This window comes from Runella sp. CRIBMP, from assembly GCF_009905605.1.
Classification (GTDB): domain Bacteria; phylum Bacteroidota; class Bacteroidia; order Cytophagales; family Spirosomataceae; genus Runella.
Genome location: NZ_JAAAKZ010000001.1, coordinates 444734 through 464638 on the forward strand (window position 1 = coordinate 444734; position 19905 = coordinate 464638).

A 19905-nucleotide genomic window follows, 5' to 3' on the forward strand; every position below is an offset into this window, starting at 1 on the left:
TGCATTTGCAGAGTTTTTTTGTTTTTAGACAAAGTGCTAGCTAGTTAGTTCACTGTCGTCAATCAAAAAAATCTCTCTGCAAAAGCCACTATAAGCTCTTACAGAGAGATTTTTGTTTTTAGTTGTTACTGCTGAATATAAGTTGAGCCGCTATTGTAAAATCGTAAATCAATAAGGTCAGGGGGGAGGGGTTGGGTGTTCCAATGACGATGAATACTCAGCGCCGCGCCCAACGACGTGGCTTGCGCTACCGACGCCGCAAATATCTCCATTTCGGGGAATGCACCCGCGAGCAAATTCATGTAAATAGGGTTTTTACCAAATCCTCCGTCTACAAAAATGCGCTTCACGCTTGAGCCCGTCAGGACCAACCCCGTCGAGATAATCTGTTGATTGACAATGTCCAATATAAGTTGGTGATACGCTTTTTCGTAGGAATCGTACCCCGCTAAGTCGCGTTGTCCGAAAAGACCTTCGGTCATGGGAGGCTTCGAAAGGCGCCCAAAATCAATGCCATCGGTTTTTTTCTCGGCTTTCAATTCATTGATAATGCGCGCATCAAACGCAACGGTTTTGTAATAATTGGCTTCTTTTTGAAAATGTTCAGCCAACCGTTTGGTTTGTTGTTCATGTTCGTAACCAGCAAACAACCGCGACGCTTTAACGGGCTTGCCGTTGTATTGCATATAACAAAGGCAATCATATTGAAGCTCTTCGTCGGTTAGGGGCGTATGATTGAACGGATTAAGACTGATGCACCAAGTGCCCGTAGAAATCAAGACAAAAGGCTCATGAAAACTAACCAGATACGGAATCAGCGCCGACGAACTGTCGTGCAGGCCAATACCCACGAGTCGGTCGTGGCCGTTAATGGATTTGGTGACTACTTTGTCGCCAGGCTCAATCGGGGCTAATTTTTCTAGAATACCTTCTTGCGCTACCCAAGCGTGGTAGGTGTTTTGGTCAAAATCCCAGAGGTTGGTATGACAACCAATGCTCGTGATATCAGAAGCGAACAGGTGTGTTACCAATGAACTTACATACTGTGGCAAATGCAACGAATACTTGATTTTGGCAAACAGTTCAGGCTTTTCGTATTTCAGTCGATAAATAATCATCGCTGAATTGAGACTTCCCAAAATAGGTGAAGCCGTTTTGCGGGTGAATTCCTGCTCGCCGCCGTAGGCGCTGTAGAATTGCTTTTGGAGCGTTTCAGGGTAAGGTTTGAGGTAATTATACAAGGGGGCCACTGGTGCGCCCTTTTCGTCTACGTGGACCAAACTAGCCCCGTAGGTCGAAAAATTGATGGCTTTGACATCGTATTCTTCTAACGCAAATACCTCTTGTAGTGAGTCGCTAACCCAAGAGGTGAGGAGTGCTACGTTCTCACACGGGTCGCCATCTTCGTCGGTAGTTTCGGGAAATTGCCCCGATTTTTCGAGGACAATTTTATAGTTTTCGTCAAAAAGGAAAAGCTTTTTGTTGGTTTTGCCGATGTCTAATACGGCACAAACGGGAATTTTCATATTACAAACCGGTCGCTACTGTTTTGAGTCCTCTTTCGGCGATGAGATTCTCGCGTACTTTTTGGCTGCGGTACAATTCTAAAGGATTCAAGGCTCCACCCGCCCGCAGACGAGCTTCGGCGACCAAGGCGCGAACGTCGGTTCTGAACGCGTTTTGCAAAATCTCTTGTGCCCGCACCACGTCGTTATTGTTTTGGGCTTCTTCGAGCGCTTTTCTATCTACCGATAGCGCTTGCGCGTACGACATCATGATGCCTTCGACCGATTGCAGCAAATCTTCGAGGGGGTCTTTGACGTTGTGTGAGGCATCAATCATCCAACCCAAATCGGTGGCGTGGTTCATGCCGCGTGCGTCCATTCCTTCTACCAATTCGTTGAAAATCAAAAATAATTGATAGGGCTTTATGGAGCCAGCAGTTAAGTCGTCGTCCCCGTATTTGGAATCGTTGAAGTGAAAACCACCTAGTTTTCCTTCCATCAACAGCAACGCAACGATTTGTTCAATGTTGGCGTTGGGTAAGTGGTGGCCCAAATCTACGAGGGTATAGGCTTTGTTGCCGAGCTTCTGAACGTACGAATACGATTGTCCCCAATCGCCGACGGTGGTTGAATAAAAATTGGGTTCGAAGGCTTTATATTCTAAAAACAGCTTCCAATTATCTGGCAAAGCCGCGTAAATTTCTTGTAAACTTTCGAGGGTATTTTGGTACGCTTTGCGGAAATTCAATTGGCCTGGGAAGCACGAACCGTCTGAAAGCCACACCGTCAAAGATTCAGAGCCCAATTCAATGCCTTGTTTGATCACCTCAATGTTGTGCTCAATCGCCTGTTTGCGGATGGCTTTATTGACGTTTTGCAGCGAACCGAATTTATAAGTCAGTGCTTGGTCAGGCTGATCTTGAAAGGTGTTGGAATTGACGGCATCAAATTTCAAACCGTGTTGTGCTGCCAAGGCTTTGATGGCTTTGGCATCCTGTGGAATATCCCACGGTATGTGCAGTGAAATAGCTCCGCTGGATTGATTTAAAGAATGCAACAGACCTACGTCTTCAATTTTTTCTTCTAATGTACGCGGTTCACCGCCGCCCGAAAAACGCCCGAAACGGGTGCCGCCCGTTCCCAATGCCCAGGACGGAATGGCAATTTGAAAATCAACGACTTTTTGGATGATGGCTTCCGCGTTTTCGATTTCGGAAGTAATATAGCTCAAACGGCGCTCGTGGCCTTTGAGTAGGTCGTCGTTGTGTTGTTGTATCTTGTATTTTTCGAGTTGCATGGTAATGACTGATTTGAAGTTAGGAAATAAACGATTTAAAAAATCTAACGCCTGAAGTCAGACGTTAGATTCGAGTATTAAACTAACCTATGATGAAAAAACAATCTTTAATTAACGAACAAAAGCCATTGCTACACCGCCGTCTACGTTCAACACGTTACCAGTCGATTTACTGAGCAACCCTCCCACGAAGGCGAAGCAGGCATTGGCAATGTCGTCGGGCAAAATAGCCTCGTTCAACAATGTTCGTTTGGCATAATATGCGGGTAATTCTTCTACTGTAATGCCGTAGGCTTTGGCACGGCCTTCGGCCCAGCCACCAGCCCAAATATTTGAATCGGCAATAACCGCGTCGGGATTGACGGTATTGACCCGAATCTTATCCCCGCCTAATTCGGCGGCATTAAGTCGGCTTAAATGCAATTGAGCAGCTTTGGCCGAACCGTAACCTGCGTTGTTGGGTCCTGATACCAAGGCATTTTTACTCACAATATTGATGACATCTCCGCCAAAGCCCTGCTTGCGCATTACCGCAATACCCGCTTGGGTAACGAGGAATTGACCTTTTACCAAAATGTCATATAACTTATCCCAATCTTCAATCGTATGGGCTTCAATGGGTTTAGAGATGCTGATTCCTGCGTTGTTGACAATGATATCCACACCGCCAAAGGCCAATGCGGCGGCGTCCATTGCCGATAAAATGCTCTGGGCATCGGTCACGTTCAGAAGCGTGGTCGACACGGCATCTTTACCGAATTTCTTCACAAACTCTTCTTTGGCTCCCGCCAGACGCTCTTCATTAATATCGTTCAAGACCACTACCGCACCCTCTTCGGCAAAGCGACGAGCGATGGCCTTTCCGATACCTCCCGCACTTCCCGTAATCAACGCTACGCGTCCAGAAAGCGCCTTGGGCTTGGGCATACGTTGAAGTTTAGCTTCTTCCAACAGCCAATATTCAATGTTGAAAGCCTCCTGACGGGGCAATGAGGTGTATTCTGATACTGCCTCGGCGCCTTTCATTACGTTGACGGCGTTGATGTAGTATTCAGAGGCCAAACGGGCCGTTGTTTTATCTTTTGAGAACGTAAACATCCCTACGCCAGGGTATAGAATCACCACTGGATTAGGGTCACGCATGGCGGGCGAGTTAGGATGTTTACAGGTTTCGTAGTAATCCGTATACAACTCGCGGTACGCGACAAAGCCCGGCAGAAGTTTTTCTTTCAACGCCGCTACGTCCGACAAATCTTCGTCAGGGGCCAAGGTTAATACCAGCGGGCTGATTTTGGTGCGAAGGAAGTGATCAGGACAAGAAGTGCCCAAAGGCGCCAATTTGTCCAAATCATTGGAGTTGATAAATTCCAATACGCGTTCGTCGTCCGTAAAATGGCCAACCATGGTGCGGTATGACGAACAAAAACCGCGCAATACAGGGGCTAATTTAGCCGCTTGTTTTTGACGGTCTTCTGGCGACAGGCTTTCAATTTTCTGACCCCCAAATACGGGACGGGTTTTGCCGTAATTTGCTTCCAAATACTCAGCACACTTTTCGATGACTTCGAGCGTGTTGATGTAACTTTCATAAGAAGTATCACCCCACGTAAACAAGCCGTGTGAGCCGAGCATGATACCACGTAATTTGATGCCTTTTGCGGCGGCTTCTTCCAAACAGGCACGAAGTTGGAGGCCTAATTCAAAGCCTGGGCGTTGCCATTCTACCCAGCCTACTTCGCCGTTGAAGAGTTCGTCCGTAATTCTTTTGCCATCCTTGGCCGCTGCAATCGCAATCGCTGCGTCGGGGTGAAGGTGGTCAATATGGGCAAACGGTAAAAATCCGTGTAAAGGAGTATCAATAGAAGGTGCTTTTGACGCTAAATCGAAGATACAATGGTTAAACAACTCTACCATTTCATCTTCAAATTCTAAGCCGCGATAAACATTCTCCAAACTACGCAAACGATCCAGGTACAACGCCGCACAACCCGATTTTTTGAGGGTACCAATATCCCCTCCTGAACCTTTAATCCACATTACTTCCGTATCTTTTGCGGTAAGTGGGTCCTTATCCGTAATTTTGACCGATGTGTTTCCTCCCCCGTAGTTTGTTAGGCGAAGGTCGGCACCAAGGATATTGGAGCGGTAGATAAAGAGAGCTACTTCATCGCCCGCCAACTCGGCGGCTTTGGCGTCATCCCAAAGGTAGCTTACATGCTTAAATTGAATGGTTGTCGCTGACATATTTATGTATTAGTAGTTTGGATCGTTCTAAGGATTGTTATAGTAAATACTTCAAAAGTAATAATACAAAGTTAATGGATGTTTATTTTTGGAGTGTCATGTACCTTCATGGATTGTATTGACAATTGTTTATCTAATTTTCGAATATAATGAAAGCAGTTATTGTTTCCCAAACGGGCGGGCCCGAAGTCCTGAGTTTGCAAGAACGTGCCTTGCCCGTACCTGTGCTGCAAGACGTACTGATTCGGGTTTATGCAGCAGGGGTCAACCGGGCCGACTTATTGATGCGTCAAGGGCGTTACGGGGTTTCGGGTCAGGCGCCTGTCGAGCCGTTGGGCTTAGAAATCGCGGGGGTAGTGGAGCAAATAGGCTCTTCGGTGAGCCGCTGGAAAGTAGGCGACCGGGTATGCGCGCTCATTCGTCACGGTGGTTACGCCGAATATGCCTTGGCCAATGCCCATCATTGTTTACCCATTCCAGAAGGCCTTTCGTTTGAAGAAGCTGCCTGTTTGCCAGAGACAAGCATGACCGTATGGGACAATGTGTTTCGACGGATGCACTTGCAGACAGGCGAGAATCTGCTCATACACGGTGGTACTAGTGGTATTGGAGTCACCGCTATTCAACTAGCAAAAGCCTTTGGAGCACAGGTATTTGCTACCGCAGGAACGGATGAAAAATGTCGATTTTGTGAAGAATTGGGGGCGGTAAAATGCGTAAATTACAAAACCCAAAATTTTGAAGACGTCTTTAAACCTTTCGGAATGGATGCTATTTTGGATTACATTGGCGGAGAGTACACCTCCAAAAATATACGTCTGTTGCGAACCGATGGTCGTCTGTGTTTTATTGCCAGCTTGGGCGGCGCGCAAACGCAGTTCAATATTTTGGAAGTGATGAGCAAACGCCTGACCATCACGGGAAGCATGCTTGCCCCCCGTGATGCCGAATTTAAGGCGGCTTTGGCGGCCGAAGTAGAAAAGTACGTTTGGCCCCTCATGGGTACGGGTCAATACAAACCGATTCTCTATAAAATCTTTCCCCTTAGCGAGGCGGCCGAAGCCCACCGCTTGATGGAAAGCTCCGAGCACATCGGGAAAATCGTTCTTGTGCCTTAATCATCCAATGACTGATAAATCATCATTTCAAACTTACGGTCTATTTCGCCACCGTAGCTGGTAGGCCACATTTGTTTCATAATAACGGCGCAAATTTTTTCTTTGGGGTCGGCAAAATAGTTGGTACTGAATGCCCCGCCCCAACTGAATGTGCCCACGCTGCCCAAACCTTTTGAGCGCCCTGCTTCGCTTACGACGCTGAACCCCAAACTGAAGTAGCTGCGTGGGTCGGGAAACAACGTTCCACTTTGGTTGGTGTTGGTAAAAAGCTCCACGGCTTTGCGGCTCAACAGCCGTTTGCCGTTGTACACGCCGCCATTCAGGAGCATTTGAAGAAAAATGGCATAGTCGTAGGCCGTGCTTGATAGGCCACCGCCGCCTGAATAAAAGGCTTTGGCTCCCTCAATCGGGTAATTGGGGTTTGCCGATAACGAGTTGGTGGTGCCTTTGACCAACTTCTTGTCTTTATCTTCGGAATACAGCGGCACCAAACGGTCTTTTTTAGAATCAGGCAGATAAAAGTAAGTATCTTTCATGCCCATTGGGGCAAAAATCCGTTGCTGAAAAAACTGGTCAAGGGTCATTCCGGACGCAATTTCCACCAAATACCCTAGTACATCAACGCTTAGGCCGTAGGTCCATTTTTCGCCGGGCTGATGATTGAGCGGAAGTTTTGCTAGTTTTCGGATGTTATCCCCGATTTTGAGATTTTCGGTGGTAAAGGCATCCACAATTCCTGCTTTGGTATAAATGGCCCGAAGACGCTCATCGCTGGAAATGACATTGTAATTGATTCCCGACATGTGTGTCAACAAATGCCGCACCGAAATCTCCCGCTTAGCGGGCACGGTCGTAAAGCTGCTGTCTTTCGGGTTGAATTGGTCGAGCACAACTGGCTTAGCAAACTCTGGAATGTATTTGCTGATGGGATCATCGAGCATGATTTTGCCTTCTTCGTGGAGCATCATCACGGCCAACGATGTAATGGCTTTGGTCATAGAAGCAATTCGGTAAATGGCATCTTTGGCCAACGGTTTATTGTTTTCAAGGTCTGCTTTTCCGAAGGCTTTGTAGTACACAATTTTACCATTACGAACCACAATGGCCGCCACGCCCGGAAAAGCGCCTTTGTCGATATACGACTGAATCATGCCGTCCAGCCGATTGAGCCGCTCTGAGTACATCCCCACCGACTCGGGCGTAGCCGTCGATAGTAGAGGAGGGGCTTGTCGGGTACCCGTTTGAGAAAAAAGAGGTAATGCTGACAACAGCATCAATACCACGGCACGGCAAAATTGATTCAAGGGCATATCGTTAAGGGTTTGAAAATGACCAAAGTTAAGAGAAACTACGGTGTTAACAAATCCTCCGAGAATTGTTCAAATGACTTGATTTGATATTGTGCTTGTACCTGTTTATTGAGTAGACGATACGTGGGGTTGTTTAATTCTTTTAAAATTTCTGTCAAATGACGTTCGGACCGAACGGCATTCTGGGGCGCAAGGTCAATCAAGTGGCGGTCGTTTTGGTATTGGTGAATAAAACTGTACAAACTCAGACCGTCTTTGTTTTTGTAGCCATAATCTAAGATGAACGAAGGCGTATCTGTGAAACATGCTTCCAAGCCCATGGTGGTGCCTAAATGAAAAAAGGCCTCGGCGTGGGCAATTTTCTCAAATTTCTCCAGAATATGCCCGTCTTTTACCGACAAATCAACCGTCCGAAAACCATCGTCCATGATTACATTGGGTAGATTACGGAGGGTTTGATACACTTCCCAATTGCTCTGTACTGGATAAGGACGAACCACTAATGTGAGCTCTGGGCGGGTTTTTGCTAACACCTGTGCCACTGACATGGCCACACTGACTTCTTCTTTGACCAGATCATCAATGCCAATGGCGCAGCCAAAGTATACATACCGAAAGGAGTAAGTTCGGGGTAGTTGTGCTTGTCGTTGCTGATACTCATGGATGTAAGCAAATTGGCTTGCGCCAACTACTTTTACGTGGGCTGGTGGAACATGTTGTAGATGAACAATGTCTTCTTTGATGCGCTCATTCCAGCAGATATAATGCGCGCGTTCCGAAAAACAGATGTGCTTGCAGGCGTGGTCCCAACTGTATACATATACTTTTACGGGATACTTTTCGTGGAGAAGGCGGGCCAATAGGAAATCGTCGGCAATGGCCGTAAAGCACACAAATTGGTCGATTTCGCTTAAGTCAGTACCTTTCTGATAGTTTAGACCTTTTAGGTAAGTATCGTATGAAATGAACTTGGGCAGTCGTCGGATCCATTGGATGATTTTATAATTCTTTTTTCGAACTGCTGGGTCGGTGGCATGAGAGGCTTTGAACAACTCCATCAGGAAAAAATTATGACGACTTTTGGGAATACGTTTGAAGAGTACGAACAATTTCATCCAAACGTTATTCCAAAAACTGTTTTTGCGCTCGTTGATAACCCTGAATTCCAGTCCTTTGGGCAGATGCCGCAGAATTTCGTCGCGATTTTCGGGGCGGCCAAAAATGATTACTTCGTGTTGTTTATCAACTTCGGCCATTACGCGCCGCACATCGTTGCGGAAATCAAAGAAAGAAACGACAAATCCAATTTTCATATTTAGTGGTACAGACTGCCCGTCTGTCATAAGTAAGCAGCAACAAAATTGCTAAAATCATCCCATCTACCCAAACATGGCATACAGTGAATGAGTAATCACATAATTTGCCAAAAAACCTTGGACAATCCATCACTTTTTGTTTAAATGCCGGTCTTTTTATTTTTACACAATACAACCTCAACTACTTACAGCTCCATGAAATTTACTTTGATTCTATGGGTATCCACCCTGCTCTCGCTTACTGCTTACAGCCAGACCGTTTATCCCGAACGTGACGTAGACAAAGCGGCTCAACCCCAAGGCGGGTTTGCGTATTTGCAGCAATTCGTCAAGGATAATTTGCAGATACCTTTTCAGGCACGACTTAAATCAGTACAGGGGCGGGTATTTATTAGTGGTATTGTAGAAACCGACGGCAGTGTTTCTGGCCTGAAAATCATCAAAGGCATTCATCCACTTTGTGATGCCGAAGCGTTGAGGGTTGTGGGGCTATATCGGGCGTGGGAGCCTGCCCTTAAAGACACGAAGCCCGTTCGTCAGGATTTCAATTTTTTCGTTGTTTTTCCTGATATGCCCGTTACCAATTATGACAGCACCAGCCAACGACTGGTGGATTATTTTAACGAAAAATTCCAGTTTACGCAAGACCCCACCGAGTACCATTTTCGGAGATACATTCCCGTTGATAAAAACGGTCTTGTAAGGGATGATGTGATTTTTGAAGAGTTGAAGAAAAAAGAATGGAAGCCTTTTTTGTCAGTGCCGTTTAAACGGGATTCATTGATGTACAAGATTACGCATGAAACAATGACCGATTCGGTTCGAGCTTATCGGTTGACGGTCAGTGATAAAGATTTGAATTCATACGTGCCCGAAACGATTGTTCAGAAAAATGGACAACTATTGTCCACCATAGAAAAACAGGGAAATAAGGTCGTTTCTTACGCTGAATATTATGCAAGCGGCGCCTTGAGAGAACGGCAGATGGTAGACGGGAAAAGTGAAAAGATAGTGACATGGTATGATAACGGTCAACTGAAAGAAGTTCGAACACAGGAAGCGCCCGACCCGACCAAAACAGCGGAAATTTCGGTCGTTGATTTGTGGTCACGTGAAGGGAAAGTTTATGTCAAAGGAGGGAACGGTTGGGGTATTTATAAGTCCAAAGTTCGAAAAGAGCAGTTGATTATAGAACAGGGCGCTTTTGAAAATGGGAAGAAAGTAGGAAAATGGATTGCCAAACGCCCAGACAGCACGCTTTATTATGATGAAATTTACGATAAAGGAAAATTGGTACAGGGACGTTTGATGTTGGATGGTACTGAGCATACCTATACCGAAGTACAGCAAAATCCGCAGTTTCAGGGTGGGGTGTCAGCCTTGGGTATGTTTTTGGGAAAAAATCTCAAGTACCCCAAAGAGGCGTCTCGAAAAAATATTTCAGGAAAAGTCTTTGTTTCTTTTGTTGTATGTGAAGATGGCTCCCTGTGCGACTACGAAGTACTCAAAGGAATCGGTGGTGGTTGCGACGAAGAAGCCCTACGCGTGGTCAAAGAGATGAGTGGAAAATGGCTTCCTGGTGTGGAACGCGGTCAAAAAGTTCGGGTTAAATATAATTTGCCCGTGATTTTTTTGCTTGAATGACAGGGAAGGAACTCTTTACAATTTCACAAAACGGTTGCGACCGCTTCCCTCGCAGTAACTGACAATCAGCTTATCACCCTGTAAATCCATATTCCACGTATCACAAGCTAAACAACTCACCAATGCACATTGGGGATTGTTGGGAAGGCTTTCCTTGGGCACAATGGTAAATGTTTTTCCGTTTACACTGAGGTATTTTGGGGCGCAGCAGGCAGGTAAACTATTTTGATCAAGGATGACGCCATCGTAGCGTATTTCAAATTGATACTGGCTGCTTTGGGTCACATCCTCCCATTCGTTTTTGCCTGTTGGTTGAACCGCGCTTAATCGCCACTTACCTACCAGAGGCTGTAATTCTTCTGGCGAAAGGGCCTTTTCACGGCACCCCACCATACCCACTAAAAACACCAACAGCAGGAGATTTTTCATTGCGTAATTCTTTTTTCTATTGGACGAAAATCAAGCCTAAATGGTTGGAAACAAAAAAGCGTCAGACGGTTTTGAACCGCCCGACGCCTACATCACATGTACTTATTGATAGGTTAAAAATGAACTAGCTCCAATCCCGGTCCCACGAATCTTTGGTGTTCCATTCGTCGGTCGGGGCAAACCATTTCTGGTCTTTCATCAAGAAGCGTTTTGCTCCTTCTTCGTTTAGCTCCACGCCCAAGCCTGGTTTGTTGGGTACGGGGGCAAATCCATTGACCACGAGTGGCTTACTGCCCGTTACAATGTCTTCCCAGCCGGGTACATCTACGCCGTGGTGCTCAAGCGCTACGAAGTTTTCGGTAGCAGCGGCACAATGAACATTGGCCATGAACGAAATCGGACTACCTGCAAAGTGCATTGCCATCGGAATGCCGTGCTCTTCGGCATAATCGCCAATTTTCTTGGTCTCCAAAATACCCCCAGAAGAGGCCAAATCGGGGTGAATCATGTCAACGGCTTTGGCGTTGATGAGTTTAATAAATTCTTCTTTTAAGTAAATGTCTTCTCCCGTCAGTGTGGGCGTGTCGATAGCGTCCGAAATTTGCTTCCATTGGTCGGTATAAAACCAAGGCACAAGGTCTTCGAGCCACGCCAATTGGTATTTTTCAACGGCTTTGCCAAGACGAATAGCCGTGTTAACGTCAAAGTGTCCAAAGTGATCGGCTGAAACGGGGATTTCGTACCCCACTCCTTCACGAATTTTGCTTACATACTCGGCAATATAATCCAACCCCTTATCGGTAATTTGAATACGCGTAAAAGGGTGTTTGGTGGCGCCATAGTTACCCACGGTTTTGGTCTTATTGTCGCGTTGGTTGAGTTTCCAAACATTTGCTCCCGTGAGCATTCCAGGTTTATCTGCCAACAGACCAATACCAAAATCCATTTTAAGGAAGGTATAGCCTTTATCCAAACGGGTTTCTTTTAGTTTTTTTGCAAAGTTGGTAGGGTCTGTAATTTCGGGCGTATCGGCATACATCCGGATTTCATCGCGGTATTTTCCACCCAACATTTGATAAACAGGTACATTGTAGGCTTTGCCGGCCAAATCCCAGAGCGCCATTTCTACGCCGCAAACGCCACCAGCGGCCCGACCGTGTCCGCCAAATTGCTTGATTTCTTTAAAAATTTTCTCAACGTTGCAGGGGTTTTGGCCCAGCAAGCGACTTTTGAGCATGAGCGCATAGTTGGGACTTGCCCCATCACGTACTTCCCCCCAACCTATTAACCCCTGATTGGTATCAATTCTGATGATGGGGCTTTTGAACGGAACTCCCTGCAAATGCGCGATGCGTACATCCGTAATTTTAAGATCGGCAGGTTTAGAATCACGCTTTACTTTTTGCGTAATGTATTCCATTTCTTGCTCATGTTTACCATCCAGCATTAACCCTAACGACAACCCGCCCAACATACCTTTTTTTAGAAAATCGCGGCGCTTGTTTTCGGATTGGGCGTGGGTATCAGGGAGCTTGAATCGGTCTAATAGTTTTTTCATTGGGGTTTAGAATTAAAAATGTGAAAAGAAATAATGAAACCGGGGATAACGAATTTAGGCTCCGAACTACTGCTTCTCTGATGGTCAACAGTACGGAAACACAAGATTAGGTCAATTTTTTCTGAAAATATTTCAAAATTCACCGTTGGAAAAAGATAGAAGTGTAAATGAGGTAATTGTTTGATTTTTGTAAGCCCCTTATCCCCCAGAGGGGGAGTAAACCAAACTTAACATCCTCCTCGGGGGAGGTGGACTATTTTGATTATGAAAAAGCTAATTATACTTTTCTCACTACTCGCTACTCACTACGCACTACTGGCCCAAATCCAAGCTCCCAAAGAGCTTATCCAATTTTACACCCAAGAATGGAAAGGTGAGCGCTTTCCCGATGGTCGTCCGAAAGTGCCCGATGAGATTGTGAAACGCCTAGCCAATGTATCTATCGAAGAAGCTTGGGGGATTATGCGCGGCGATGGGTATAACAACCAATTTGAAGGAGGCTTTCAGATTATTCACCCCGAAAAACCACTCGTCGGGCGCGTGCTTACGGCCCAATACATGCCTTCCCGCCCCGACATGGAAAAGCCAATTAAAGAAAAAGGTAAAGCTGAGGGGCGAAAAGGCGCCTCTAATTCTTGGCCGATTGATGCCCTACAGATCAATGACGTGTACGTAGCCGATGGTTTCGGAAAAATCGTGGATGGAACGCTCATCGGTGATAACCTCGGCAATTCTATTTACGCCAAATCTAAAACGGGCGTGGTGTTTGACGGCAGCGTGCGCGATTTGGAGGGCTTGAGCGCCATTGATGGCTTTGTGGGTTTTACGCGTGGCTACGATCCATCGGCCATCAAAGACATGACCATGACCTGTATCAACTGCCCCATCCGTATCGGTCGAGCGTCGGTATTGCCGGGAGATTTAGTCTTGGGAAAACCCGAAGGCGTGATTTTTATTCCAGCGCATTTGGCCGAAAAAGTGGTGAATAGAGCAGAGTTTATTGCCCTTCAAGATGAATTTGGCCACAAAATGCTCCGCGAAAATAAATTTACGCCGGGCGAAATAGACATGAAATGGTCAGAGCCTATCAAAGCCGCTTTCCGTGAGCACCTCAAAACCCGTTCAGGAAAAGTGTACCTAACGGCGGAGCAGATTGAAGCGTTTTTGGCGAAGGAATAATCAAAGACGAAATAAAAGAGGAACGCCTTGCGCCCTAATACTGCAACGTTGCTGTATTAGGGCGCAAGTTTTTAGCTGACAACTTCAGGTTGCATGGTTTTGTACTTTCGCTTAAAATACCCAAACGAAACCACTACAAGCACCACATACACCACCGCCAAAATGTAGGCTCCGTAAATAAAGAAGTCCAGAAAACTGATGTTGGGTTGGCCGAAGTTTTTGTAAAGTAACACCCCCACCGTTCCCAAATACCCCCACCAATCGGCTAGGGTCACCACAAAACTCACCGTACTTACGTACTTGAACGAAGCCACAAAACGCTCAAAATAAAGGCCGTTGCAAGGCACATACGCTAAATACAGCCCCACGCCAGTCAGCGTAAACCACACGCCAGGCGACAGCATTCCCTGCTGAAACATCCACGTACTGACGCCGACCGTAATACCACCTGCAATCAACAGCAGATTGATGAGATAAAACGCCTTCCAATTGTCCTTTACCCACCGCAGAGTAGCCATCAGGAGTAAAATAAAGACCGACACAAAGGTTTCGGTTTGGGTAAAAATTAGGGGATTATCTACGCCCGCTAGTTTTAATATTTCAGGAGCAAAATTGTCTCTAAAATCACGGAAGGCCGTTAGGAAAACGTAGGATACAATCAGGGTAATCAGCCCTACGGAAAAGGTTTGGATAAAGCGGCTGCGGTCGGCGGCATTCATGGGAGCGCGTTCGGTGCGCTCGGCGCGGTCTTCGGCCGTAGGGGCTGGTAATTTTGCCAATGCCCAAACCGCCAACACCAACGGAACCGCAAACAGCAAGCCCGTCGTAAACGGCATCCAAAATTCTGATACGCCCGAATTTAAGAGCGTTTTGCCGATGGTTTTGACAAATCCTGAAGCAAAAATAAACGACGCAGTAAGTCCAGCCACTAGCGCATCTGTTTGACGACGGCCCTCCAAAAAGCCTAACACTGTGCCGTACACCATGCCCAACGGTAAGCCATTTAAAAATAGAAAAGGAATATTATAAGGGGCTGGAACGACGGCAAAACCTAACAAAGCTAATTCTGCAAACCCCACAAAAGATAGCAAATAAATGGCGCGTTGGGCAGGTTTCATTTCTGAAACTACCTTAATACCAATAAGTTTGGAAAAAGCATAACCAAGTACTTGCAGCGTAATCAACCAGATTTTATAATTGATACCCCAAAAAACCAACCCGTCAAACGTGGCGGCCGTAATTCCCCTTCGAAAAGCGTACATACAGGCATAGGCACAAAAAGCGGCAGTAGACCCCCATACCATGAGGCGAAATTCAGAAGGTTTTTTCATAAAAGGGTTTAGTAAAACTAAAAAAAGGGTGTTTGTTGATAAACACCCAAAAATATTAAATTCTACGTTTCGAGAATGTTATTTTTATTTCTTCACGTGGTCTAAATTAAAGTGAAGTCCCACGTTCTCGCGGCGAGCCATGGCCATTTTCAAGACCAAATATGATACGTTAATCATGTTGCGGAGTTCCATAATCGGTACCGAAACCTTTGATTGCCAGTACAATTCTTCGTGTTCTTGAAAGATAAGTTCTACACGGTCGTGGGCGCGTTTTAAACGACGGTTGGTGCGCACAATTCCGACATAATTTGACATGATTGCTTCCAATTCTTTGGTCATTTCGGTAACCAAAATGGCTTCTTCGGGATGCGTAGTTCCTTCGTCGTTCCACTCAGGGATGTTGTCAGGGATGTAGGCGTCGGCTAAATTTTCGATTGTTTTCTCGAAAGCCCGATGTGCAAAAACCACGGCTTCGAGGAGCGAGTTAGAAGCCAAGCGGTTGGCTCCATGTAGGCCTGTGCAGGCGCACTCTCCAGTTGCGTACAAGTAAAAAATATTCGTCTGTCCAAATTCATTCACCTTGATGCCACCGCACATATAGTGCTGCGCGGGCACTACTGGAATGTAATCTTTGCGTATATCAATGCCTAGATTGTCTTTACAGTAGGCGGTAATATTGGGAAAATGTTCAATAAATTTTTCGTAATCGCAGTGCGTAACGTCGATATAAACGTGCTCATCGCCGTATTTTTTCATTTCGGAGTCAATGGAGCGCGCTACAATATCTCGGGGTGCAAGCGAAAGGCGCGGGTCATAATGCTCCATGAATGTTTCGCCTTTTTTGTTGCGTAAAATCCCCCCAAAACCTCTCACAGCTTCTGAAATCAGAAAATTGGGCTTTTTGCCAGGTTGATAGAGGGCTGTGGGGTGAAACTGAATAAATTCCATGTTGTCACAGACGCCTTTGGCGCGGTAGGCCATGGCAATGCCGTCGCCCGTAGCGATGCGCGGATTGGTCGTATTTTGATAAATATTGCCGATTCCCCCCGTGGCAAGCATCGTTGTTTTGGCCAAAAATTTCTCTACTTTTCCCGTTTTTGTGTTCAAAACGTATGCTCCAAAACATTTAATATCGTCGCGGTGACGGTAGACGGTTTCTCCTAGATGGTGTTGGGTAATTAAATCTACGGCAAAATAATGCGTAAAAATCTGAATCGACGAATGGCTTTTGACTTCGCTCAGAAGCGCCCGTTCTATTTCGGCCCCCGTGGCATCTTTGAAGTGCAGGATACGGTGGTCGGAGTGCCCGCCTTCTTTGGCCAAATCATACTCGCCGTCGGCTTCTTTGTCAAAGCGAGTACCGTATGAAATGAGCTCCATAATGCGCTCTGGAGCTTCTTTTACCACAATCTCTACAATATTTCTTTTGCTGATTCCGCCACCCGCTACCATCGTATCTTCGATGTGTTTTTCGAACGAATCTTCCTCGGCCCACACGGCGGCAATTCCCCCCTGAGCGTATTTGGTGTTGGTTTCGTCGGCTTGTACTTTGGTGATAACCGCAATAGAAATCTTCTCTTTTTGCGCATCAAAATGCCGCGCCAATTTGGCGGCGTAGCTCAAGCCCGCGATGCCAGAGCCAATCACTAAAAAATCAAATTGAGGCATATACAACAATAATTTTCAATGTACGAATTGCGATTTATGATTTTAAGGCCCGAAAATCCCCTTGAAAAGGGGGGAGCCTCTGCCACTGCAAGAATAAAGAATAAATCACTAATAATTTAATTTTCAGAATCATTTTGTGATTCAAAAATCAAACCGCTATATTTGCAGTCCGATTTTCGCCTCAAAATGCCCGTTTATATAGTTAATTAATTGATTTTCAACGAAAAAAGTAATAACTAAAGTGGATACACTCAGTTACAAAACCGTATCGGCTAACTCCGCGACCGTCCAAAAGGACTGGATCGTGGTAGATGCTAACGGCGAAATCTTGGGACGTTTGGCCAGCCAAATTGCCAAAATTTTGCGTGGAAAGCACAAGCCCTATTTTACCCCGCACGTAGATTGCGGAGACAACGTGATTGTTATCAACGCCGACAAAATTCGTTTGACAGGCAAGAAGATGACAGACAAAGAATACGTTCGTCACACAGGACATCCAGGTGGACAGCGTTTCGCTACTCCTCGTGAGATTATGGAAAAACACCCACACCGCGTCGTTGAGATGGCCGTGAAAGGAATGCTTCCAAAGAACCGTCTGGGACGTCGTATATTTACGAATTTGTACGTATACGCAGGTGGAGAACATCCGCATTCGGCTCAGCAACCTAAAGAGATCACCTTTTAAAAAACGAGTTCATTAAAAGTTAAATCATTAACTTTTAAGTACTAAAAATAAAAAAATGGAAGTTACTAACACAGTAGGTAGAAGAAAAACTTCAGTGGCTCGTGTCTATGTATCAGCCGGGCAAGGCAACATCAAGGTCAATGGCCGTGAGTTTGCTGAGTATTTCCCTGTTGAGACGCTTCAAATCATTTTGAAGCAACCGTTGACCACCGTTAACGTAGCAACCAACTACGACATTAAAGTAAATGTTCGTGGAGGTGGTATCAGAGGACAAGCAGAAGCCACTCGTATGGCGATTGCTCGTGCTTTGTGCGAAATCAACGGCGAGTTCCGTCCAGCATTGAAAAAAGAAGGATTCTTGACTCGTGATGCGCGTATGGTTGAACGTAAAAAATACGGTCGCGCCAAAGCCCGTCGTCGGTTCCAGTTCTCTAAACGTTAATATTTTCATTGAACAGTTACCATTAAGTACTAACCATTTGAACAGTAAGTCAAGGAAAGCGCTCCCAAGCTCAATCCAAGGTTATTTAATGATAAATGTTAATTGTTCAATGAAAAGTCCAGGCCGCGCTTATCGTGTCCGATGTGTGGTGCTGCACACTTTTAAAATCCTTCGTTGGTAAGGATTATTTCTAACATTTATCAAATCAAAAAAATGGCACAATTAGAGTATAAAGACCTGTTGGATGCAGGCGTACATTTTGGTCACTTGACCCGTAAGTGGGATCCGCGTATGTCTCCGTATATTTTCATGGAGAAAAACGGGATTCACATCATCGACCTTAACAAAACGATTGCTTCATTGGATGAAGCTTGTCACTATGTTAAAAGCGTAGTACGTTCAGGTCGTAAAGTGATGTTTGTTGCTACCAAAAAGCAAGCCCAAGAAATCGTATCGGAAGAAGCGCGTCGTTTGAAGATGCCGTTTGTGACGGAGCGTTGGTTGGGTGGTATGTTGACCAACTTCGCCACTATTCGTAAGTCATTGAAAAAAATGCAGACGTTGGACAAAATGCTTAGCGACGAGTCCACTGCCAGCAACATCGCAAAACGTGAGCGCCTTATCAAAGGGCGTGAGAAAGATAAATTGGAGCGTTTGTTGGGTGGTGTAGCTGATTTGACCCGTTTGCCTGCTGCTTTGTTTGTTGTTGATGTAAAACGCGAACACATCGCCGTTGCGGAAGCAAAACGTTTGAACATTCCTGTCATTGCCATGTGTGATACTAACTCTAACCCTAACGAGGTAGACTTCGTAATCCCTGCCAATGATGATGCATACAAATCAATTTCGTTGATTACACTAGCAATCGGAAAAGCAATTGAGGAAGGCTTACTTGAGCGCAAGCAAGAGCGTGATGATGCTCGCTTGGCAGAGGAAGAAGATGCAAAACGTGCAGTAGATGAAACTGCAGCAGATGTTGTAGAAGCGCCAAAAGCCGCTATTGAGGCAGACACCGAAGAATAAACAACTTCGATATAATATAGACCCGCTTCGGCGGTGGTCCCGCGGTGGCAGCCAGTGCTGCAGCCGTCTGATCGGATAGCCCGTAGCCTTCTATAAGCTATGGGCTATTCCGTTTAACGATTTCATAAAGTAGAACTTAATTGATTTTAACGACTTTTGTCTTTAGAATTCTTTCACTCTGAAATATTCTTTTTCAAAATCGTAGAATCATTTAAAATTCTGAAAACTAAAACTAATTAAATCTCAAAACTTAATTCATAAAATGGCTATCACAGCAGCAGATGTTAATAAGCTTCGCCAAATGACTGGTGCAGGTATGATGGATTGTAAAAAAGCCCTTACCGAAGCAGACGGTGATTTTGAGCAAGCAGTTGATATTCTTCGTAAACAAGGTCAGAAAGTCGCCGCTAAACGTGCCGACAACGTAGTTTCAGAAGGTCTTGTTCTTGTACACGTTAGTCCAGATGGTACTAATGGTAAAATTGTAGGTTTGGCGTGTGAAACTGAGCCAGTTTCGAAAGTAGAAAGTTTCCAAAATTTGGCTACCAACATTATGAGCCAAGCAGTAGCTGGCAACGCTCCCGATAAAGAAGCATTGCTTGCCACTCCTCAGGCTGACGGCCGTACGCTCGCTGAGCATATTACAGAACTGATCGGTAAAATTGGGGAGAAATTAGAGCTTATCGCTTACGAAAACGTAACGGCAGATGTTGTTAGCTCGTACGTACACTCAAACAATAAGCGTGGTGTACTGGTTGCTTTCACTGGCGTAAACGGTGCAGATCTATCAGAAGTAGGTCGCGACATTGCAATGCAAGTTGCGGCCATGAAGCCAATTGCAGTTGATAAGGGTGACGTAGATGCTGCTACGATAGAGCGTGAAATTGAAGTGGGTAAAGAACTTGCCCGTAATGAAGGAAAAGCAGAAGCAATGCTTGAAAAAATTGCTTTGGGTCGCTTGAATAAATTTTATAAGGAGAGCACCTTGTTGAATCAAGAATTTATTAAAGATGGTTCTTTAACCATTTCTCAATTACTTGATAAAACGCAAAAAGGATTAACAGTTAAGACCTTTAAGCACATTGCAATCGGTGCATAATTAAATAGCATATTAAATGAAAACCCCGAAAATCATTTTCGGGGTTTTTTTTTGTCT

The 19905-nt window shown here is 45.4% G+C and carries 16 protein-coding genes; 7 read left to right on the plus strand and 9 right to left on the minus strand.

The annotated features are described in order from the left end of the window. Positions 1–125: 125 nt before the first annotated feature. From GVN20_RS01835 to GVN20_RS01845, 3 genes are all read right to left on the minus strand, one after another. Positions 126–1526 (minus strand): FGGY-family carbohydrate kinase, encoded by a 1401-nt coding sequence (locus GVN20_RS01835; RefSeq protein WP_166556695.1) that lies wholly within the window; start codon positions 1524–1526, stop codon positions 126–128. 1 nt (position 1527) lies between these two features. Next, a complete protein-coding gene (locus tag GVN20_RS01840; RefSeq protein WP_166556696.1) occupies positions 1528–2802 on the minus strand; it encodes a TIM barrel protein in 1275 nt (424 codons plus the stop codon). A gap of 111 nt (positions 2803–2913) precedes the next feature. Beyond that, on the minus strand, positions 2914–5046 hold the full coding sequence (locus GVN20_RS01845) for a bifunctional aldolase/short-chain dehydrogenase (protein WP_166556697.1): 2133 nt from the start codon (positions 5044–5046) through the stop codon (positions 2914–2916). Positions 5047–5195: 149 nt separating this feature from the next. Between GVN20_RS01845 and GVN20_RS01850 the strand changes: the two genes are divergently transcribed. Then, positions 5196–6164 (plus strand): NAD(P)H-quinone oxidoreductase, encoded by a 969-nt coding sequence (locus tag GVN20_RS01850; RefSeq protein ID WP_166556698.1) that lies wholly within the window; start codon positions 5196–5198, stop codon positions 6162–6164. On the opposite strand, the gene GVN20_RS01855 is transcribed toward GVN20_RS01850, so the two are convergent. Beyond that, positions 6161–7474, minus strand: coding sequence for a serine hydrolase (locus GVN20_RS01855; protein ID WP_166556699.1), 1314 nt, complete (start codon positions 7472–7474; stop codon positions 6161–6163). The two genes, GVN20_RS01850 and GVN20_RS01855, sit on opposite strands and share 4 nt — an antisense overlap. Before the next feature lie 38 nt (positions 7475–7512). Beyond that, positions 7513–8787: a hypothetical protein gene (locus GVN20_RS01860; protein ID WP_166556700.1), complete on the minus strand. Its 1275-nt coding sequence runs from the start codon at positions 8785–8787 to the stop codon at positions 7513–7515. Positions 8788–8985: 198 nt separating this feature from the next. Between GVN20_RS01860 and GVN20_RS01865 the strand changes: the two genes are divergently transcribed. Beyond that, positions 8986–10434: an energy transducer TonB gene (locus GVN20_RS01865; RefSeq protein ID WP_166556701.1), complete on the plus strand. Its 1449-nt coding sequence runs from the start codon at positions 8986–8988 to the stop codon at positions 10432–10434. A gap of 15 nt (positions 10435–10449) precedes the next feature. Here GVN20_RS01865 and GVN20_RS01870 read toward each other — a convergent pair whose 3' ends face one another. Both GVN20_RS01870 and GVN20_RS01875 read right to left on the minus strand, forming a co-directional pair. Continuing rightward, the gene (locus GVN20_RS01870; RefSeq protein ID WP_166556702.1) at positions 10450–10863 is read right to left on the minus strand and encodes a hypothetical protein; all 414 of its coding nucleotides are present in this window, start codon (positions 10861–10863) and stop codon (positions 10450–10452) included. A 124-nt stretch (positions 10864–10987) separates the two neighbouring features. Next, positions 10988–12421 carry a mandelate racemase/muconate lactonizing enzyme family protein gene (locus tag GVN20_RS01875; protein WP_166556703.1) on the minus strand — a complete coding sequence of 478 codons (1434 nt, stop codon included), beginning with the start codon at positions 12419–12421 and terminating at the stop codon, positions 10988–10990. 264 nt (positions 12422–12685) lie between these two features. Here GVN20_RS01875 and GVN20_RS01880 point away from each other — a divergent pair, with 264 nt between their 5' ends. Continuing rightward, the gene (locus GVN20_RS01880; RefSeq protein WP_166556704.1) at positions 12686–13600 is read left to right on the plus strand and encodes an RraA family protein; all 915 of its coding nucleotides are present in this window, start codon (positions 12686–12688) and stop codon (positions 13598–13600) included. A 71-nt stretch (positions 13601–13671) separates the two neighbouring features. Here the strand turns inward: GVN20_RS01880 and GVN20_RS01885 are convergent, their stop codons facing one another. Together GVN20_RS01885 and nadB are read right to left on the minus strand one after the other, a co-directional pair. After that, complete coding sequence (locus tag GVN20_RS01885; RefSeq protein ID WP_166556705.1) at positions 13672–14931, minus strand: DUF5690 family protein; 1260 nt, start codon at positions 14929–14931, stop codon at positions 13672–13674. A gap of 84 nt (positions 14932–15015) precedes the next feature. After that, entirely contained in the window at positions 15016–16599 is a 1584-nt protein-coding gene (nadB, locus tag GVN20_RS01890; protein WP_166556706.1) for an L-aspartate oxidase, read from the minus strand. Positions 16600–16840: 241 nt separating this feature from the next. Between nadB and rplM the strand changes: the two genes are divergently transcribed. From rplM to tsf, 4 genes are all read left to right on the plus strand, one after another. Continuing rightward, positions 16841–17284 (plus strand): 50S ribosomal protein L13, encoded by a 444-nt coding sequence (rplM, locus tag GVN20_RS01895; protein WP_114067713.1) that lies wholly within the window; start codon positions 16841–16843, stop codon positions 17282–17284. A gap of 55 nt (positions 17285–17339) precedes the next feature. Continuing rightward, positions 17340–17726, plus strand: coding sequence for a 30S ribosomal protein S9 (rpsI, locus tag GVN20_RS01900; RefSeq protein WP_114067714.1), 387 nt, complete (start codon positions 17340–17342; stop codon positions 17724–17726). A 213-nt stretch (positions 17727–17939) separates the two neighbouring features. Beyond that, on the plus strand, positions 17940–18749 hold the full coding sequence (rpsB, locus tag GVN20_RS01905; protein WP_166556707.1) for a 30S ribosomal protein S2: 810 nt from the start codon (positions 17940–17942) through the stop codon (positions 18747–18749). Between the two features lie 262 nt (positions 18750–19011). Next, on the plus strand, positions 19012–19848 hold the full coding sequence (tsf, locus tag GVN20_RS01910) for a translation elongation factor Ts (RefSeq protein WP_166556708.1): 837 nt from the start codon (positions 19012–19014) through the stop codon (positions 19846–19848). Positions 19849–19905: the final 57 nt, after the last annotated feature.

What these genes read in the sequence shown, in the direction of transcription:
- GVN20_RS01835 (WP_166556695.1), bottom strand. Translation starts at nt 1,526, where the DNA reads ATGAAAATTCCCGTTTGTGCCGTATTAGACATCGGCAAAACCAACAAA.
- GVN20_RS01840 (WP_166556696.1), bottom strand. Translation starts at nt 2,802, where the DNA reads ATGCAACTCGAAAAATACAAGATACAACAACACAACGACGACCTACTC.
- GVN20_RS01845 (WP_166556697.1), bottom strand. Translation starts at nt 5,046, where the DNA reads ATGTCAGCGACAACCATTCAATTTAAGCATGTAAGCTACCTTTGGGAT.
- GVN20_RS01850 (WP_166556698.1), top strand. Translation starts at nt 5,196, where the DNA reads ATGAAAGCAGTTATTGTTTCCCAAACGGGCGGGCCCGAAGTCCTGAGT.
- GVN20_RS01855 (WP_166556699.1), bottom strand. Translation starts at nt 7,474, where the DNA reads ATGCCCTTGAATCAATTTTGCCGTGCCGTGGTATTGATGCTGTTGTCA.
- GVN20_RS01860 (WP_166556700.1), bottom strand. Translation starts at nt 8,787, where the DNA reads ATGAAAATTGGATTTGTCGTTTCTTTCTTTGATTTCCGCAACGATGTG.
- GVN20_RS01865 (WP_166556701.1), top strand. Translation starts at nt 8,986, where the DNA reads ATGAAATTTACTTTGATTCTATGGGTATCCACCCTGCTCTCGCTTACT.
- GVN20_RS01870 (WP_166556702.1), bottom strand. Translation starts at nt 10,863, where the DNA reads ATGAAAAATCTCCTGCTGTTGGTGTTTTTAGTGGGTATGGTGGGGTGC.
- GVN20_RS01875 (WP_166556703.1), bottom strand. Translation starts at nt 12,421, where the DNA reads ATGAAAAAACTATTAGACCGATTCAAGCTCCCTGATACCCACGCCCAA.
- GVN20_RS01880 (WP_166556704.1), top strand. Translation starts at nt 12,686, where the DNA reads ATGAAAAAGCTAATTATACTTTTCTCACTACTCGCTACTCACTACGCA.
- GVN20_RS01885 (WP_166556705.1), bottom strand. Translation starts at nt 14,931, where the DNA reads ATGAAAAAACCTTCTGAATTTCGCCTCATGGTATGGGGGTCTACTGCC.
- nadB (WP_166556706.1), bottom strand. Translation starts at nt 16,599, where the DNA reads ATGCCTCAATTTGATTTTTTAGTGATTGGCTCTGGCATCGCGGGCTTG.
- rpsI (WP_114067714.1), top strand. Translation starts at nt 17,340, where the DNA reads ATGGAAGTTACTAACACAGTAGGTAGAAGAAAAACTTCAGTGGCTCGT.
- rpsB (WP_166556707.1), top strand. Translation starts at nt 17,940, where the DNA reads ATGGCACAATTAGAGTATAAAGACCTGTTGGATGCAGGCGTACATTTT.
- tsf (WP_166556708.1), top strand. Translation starts at nt 19,012, where the DNA reads ATGGCTATCACAGCAGCAGATGTTAATAAGCTTCGCCAAATGACTGGT.